Here is a 3,705-nt window from a genome sequence, read left to right as displayed (position 1 = left end):
GCCTAGCTAATTGTTACCAAAAAGCCCGAGCTTAGTCTCGGGCTTTTTAATGTCTAGAATAAAGTGTCATATGAAGGTGGCGCTCTTACTTTAGGCGTAGGTGCGTTGTAGTAACGTTCAAAGCGTAATTATTAGCCTAACTAATTGTTACCAAAAAGCCCGAGCTTAGTCTCGGGTTTTTTAATGTCTATAATAAAGTGTCATATGAAGGTGGCGCTCTTACTTTAGGCGTAGGTGCGTTGTAGTAACGTCCAAAGCGTAATTATTAGCCTAGCTAATTGTTATCAAAAAGCCCGAGCTTAGTCTCGGGCTTTTTAATGTCTAGAATAAAGTGTCATATGAAGGTGGCGCTCTTACTTTAGGCGTAGGTGCGTTGTAGTAACGTTCAAAGCGTAATTATTAGCCTAGCTAATTGTTACCAAAAAGCCCGAGCTTAGTCTCGGGCTTTTTAATGACTAAAATAAAGAGTGATTTGAAGGTGAGAATCTCACATTAGACGAAGATGCTTGGTAACAACATGCAAAATATTATTGGTATTAATAAAAAACCCGAGCCTAGCCCGGGTTTCGATAAGTTATGAATATGCCATAATTGGCTGAAAATTATTCAATATTTTGGATCTGTTCTCTCATTTGTTCAATCAACACTTTTAACTCTACAGCGGCAGTAGTGATGTCACTATTGATAGACTTAGATGCTAGCGTGTTAGCTTCACGATTAAATTCTTGCATCATAAAATCTAGGCGGCGGCCGCATGCGCCACCTTTTTTAAGGATTTTTTTAGTTTCTTTAACGTGAGACTTTAAACGATCTAATTCTTCAGCTACATCTTGTTTTTGAGCAAGATAAATAAGTTCTTGTTCAAGGCGCGACTCGTCAATGTTTGCTGTTAAGTCTTCTAGCTTTTGAGCCAGTTTTTCACGTTGCCACTTAGCAATCTCAGGCATGTGCGTTTCTACAATTTCTACTTGCTCTAAAATCGCATCAAGGCGGATTGCTATCATTTCTTCAAGGTTTGCACCTTCATCGCCACGAGCTGATTTAAAATCTTCGATTACTTGATCAAGACCAGCAATTAGTGCTGTATTAACGCTATCCATATCAAGTTCTTCAGCTTCCATAACACCAGGCCAACGTAATATATCAACAGGATTAATGTCGCCATTACTTTGCTGTTGAACCCATTTCGCGCTATTTATAAGTTGCTCAGCAAGGGCTTGGTTAATTGATAGCTCACCAACATGGGCAGGATTTGCTACAAACTTTAAAAAAACCTCAACTTTACCGCGTTGTAAGTGTTTGCGTAAACGCTCACGAATAACTGGCTCCATGCCACGAAATTGCTCTGGTGCGCGAATAAATGTTTCAAGGTAACGCTGGTTCACTGAACGAACTTCCCAAGTGCCAGTTCCCCAATCGCCTTTTATTTCGCGACGCGCATAAGCTGTCATACTGTGGATCATGGATATTTTCCTAAATTTATAAATACAATATTACGATGATTATACCGTAACACCGCTTAAGCTCTAGGGAAAATTTAATACACTGAATATTTTGCATACAGCTATTTATTTAAATCAGCATGGTATCTATACCCACATACACTTATAATGTCGCAAATTCTGAATTAAGGGGATCGTCAATGCGTCCAAGCGAAAGAACACCTAACCAAATTAGACCTGTTACATTTACACGTAATTATACTTTGCATGCTGAAGGCTCAGTACTTGTTGAGTTTGGTAACACCAAAGTACTTTGTACAGCTACTGTCGAATCGGGCGTTCCTCGTTTCATGAAAGGTCAGGGTAAAGGTTGGATCAATGCTGAATACGGTATGTTACCGCGAGCAACGCATACGCGTAATGCTCGAGAAGCTGCACGTGGTAAGCAGGGCGGTCGTACTATGGAAATTCAACGTTTAATTGCACGTGCACTTCGTGCTGCTGTTGATTTAAAAGCACTTGGCGAAAACACAATCACTATCGACTGTGATGTAATTCAAGCAGATGGCGGTACACGTACTGCTTCTATAAGTGGTGCATGTGTTGCACTTGTTGATGCGCTAACGCATATGCGTGCCAAGGGTATGATTAATTCAAACCCACTTAAACATATGATTGCGGCTATTTCAGTAGGTATATACAAAGGCCAAGCAATTAGCGATTTAGAATATATTGAAGATTCAGCAGCAGAAACTGATATGAATGTAATTTTAACCGAAACAGGTAAAATTATAGAAATTCAAGGTACAGCCGAAGGCGAACCTTTCTCGTTTGATGAGCTAGATGAGTTACTTACTTTAGCTAAACATTCTATTCGTGAAATCATTGACGTACAAAAGCAAGCATTAGCATAAATAGGTAGGCCACTAGATATGAAAGATTATCAAAAAGAGTTTATAGAATTTGCTCTAGAGAAGCAGGTATTAAAATTTGGTGAGTTTACTTTAAAGTCTGGGCGCATAAGTCCTTACTTTTTTAATGCCGGTTTGTTTAATACAGGTCGTGACTTAGCACGTTTAGGTCGTTTTTATGCATCAGCATTAGAAGATTCAGCGATAGAGTACGATGTACTATTTGGTCCCGCGTATAAGGGTATCCCAATAGCGACAACGACGGCAGTTGCATTAGCAGATCACCATGATAAAGATGTACCGTACTGTTTTAACCGTAAAGAGAAAAAAGCACACGGTGAAGGTGGTACATTAGTAGGCTCAGAACTCAATGGCAAAATAATGCTAGTTGATGATGTAATTACCGCAGGTACCGCTATTCGTGAGTCTATGGAAATTATTGCACAAAATGGTGCAGACCTTAGTGGTGTTTTAATTGCATTAGATCGCCAAGAAAAAGGTAAAGCCGAGTTATCAGCTATTCAAGAAGTTGAACGCGACTTTAATACCAAAGTAATTTCTATTGTAAAATTAGCAGACCTTATTAGCTACCTTGAAAACCAAGGAACGATGGGCGAGCATTTAGCCTCAGTTAAAGCTTACCGTGATCAATACGGCGTAGCATAAATAAAAAGCCTCGCAGTGCGGGGCTTTATTTTGACCTTCATTCATAGAGTTTATTAATGAAAGATGTATTAAAACCAAATGGCTTAGGCCTCAAACGCGTTTTCAAAGCAACCTATTGCTCCTATCTTGGCTTTAAAGCAGCATTTAAAGAAGAAGCTGCATTTAGACAAGAGCTATTACTAAGCCTTATATTATTCCCCACTTCATTTTGGCTTGCTTCATCATTATTACACTGGGCAATACTAATTAGCTCACTGCTTATTATTCTAATAGTTGAATTGCTAAACTCTGCCATTGAAGCATTAACAGATCGAGTAAGTACAGAATTGCATGTATTGTCAGGTAGAGCCAAAGATATGGGATCTGCAGCCGTAACACTTTCATTAACGATCGTATTGATCATATGGGGTGTAAGTCTTTATATGAAGATCGTTTAAGCTCACTTTTAATATTTGTGAAGTTTAAACACCTTTAGTTGTTAATAATTTGCTAGTTATGTTGTGTTTTTAACGTGTTTAGCTCAAATACTCAGCGAACAGCACATTATTTCAAGTTTTCTTAAAAAAAGGGTTGATCTGTTTTCGGATCTCCCTATAATGCGACCCCACTGAGACGGGAAACGCCAACGCATAGCGAGGAGCGAACTACTCAGAGAGTTAAATAAAACTTCGGTTTTAAATCTTCCA

General features: G+C 38.9%; 4 protein-coding genes. 3 read left to right on the top strand and 1 reads right to left on the bottom strand.

Features of this window, described 5'->3' with window-relative positions; translation table 11 throughout:
* Positions 1-602: 602 nt before the first annotated feature.
* Positions 603-1,463, bottom strand: coding sequence for a YicC/YloC family endoribonuclease (locus tag CXF89_RS18645; protein ID WP_002958889.1), 861 nt, complete (start codon positions 1,461-1,463; stop codon positions 603-605).
* A 179-nt stretch (positions 1,464-1,642) separates the two neighbouring features.
* On the opposite strand from CXF89_RS18645, the gene rph reads away from it, so the two are divergent.
* Genes rph through CXF89_RS18630 form a run of 3 tightly spaced genes read left to right on the top strand, consistent with a single transcriptional unit; the run spans position 1,643 to position 3,456 of the window.
* Positions 1,643-2,356, top strand: a complete 714-nt coding sequence (gene rph / locus CXF89_RS18640) for a ribonuclease PH (RefSeq protein WP_002958890.1) — start codon at positions 1,643-1,645, stop codon at positions 2,354-2,356.
* An 18-nt stretch (positions 2,357-2,374) separates the two neighbouring features.
* Positions 2,375-3,019 (top strand): orotate phosphoribosyltransferase, encoded by a 645-nt coding sequence (pyrE, locus tag CXF89_RS18635; protein WP_007583381.1) that lies wholly within the window; start codon positions 2,375-2,377, stop codon positions 3,017-3,019.
* A gap of 56 nt (positions 3,020-3,075) precedes the next feature.
* Positions 3,076-3,456, top strand: coding sequence for a diacylglycerol kinase (locus CXF89_RS18630; protein ID WP_007583384.1), 381 nt, complete (start codon positions 3,076-3,078; stop codon positions 3,454-3,456).
* Positions 3,457-3,705: the final 249 nt, after the last annotated feature.

Source organism: Pseudoalteromonas sp. MelDa3 (assembly GCF_002863625.1).
Lineage (GTDB): Bacteria > Pseudomonadota > Gammaproteobacteria > Enterobacterales > Alteromonadaceae > Pseudoalteromonas > Pseudoalteromonas arctica.
This window is presented reverse-complemented; position numbering and strand designations above follow the sequence as displayed.

Bases quoted from the DNA above. Each gene is read 5' to 3' on its own strand.
- pyrE (WP_007583381.1), top strand. From the start codon at position 2,375: ATGAAAGATTATCAAAAAGAGTTTATAGAATTTGCTCTAGAGAAGCAG.
- CXF89_RS18630 (WP_007583384.1), top strand. From the start codon at position 3,076: ATGAAAGATGTATTAAAACCAAATGGCTTAGGCCTCAAACGCGTTTTC.
- CXF89_RS18645 (WP_002958889.1), bottom strand. From the start codon at position 1,463: ATGATCCACAGTATGACAGCTTATGCGCGTCGCGAAATAAAAGGCGAT.
- rph (WP_002958890.1), top strand. From the start codon at position 1,643: ATGCGTCCAAGCGAAAGAACACCTAACCAAATTAGACCTGTTACATTT.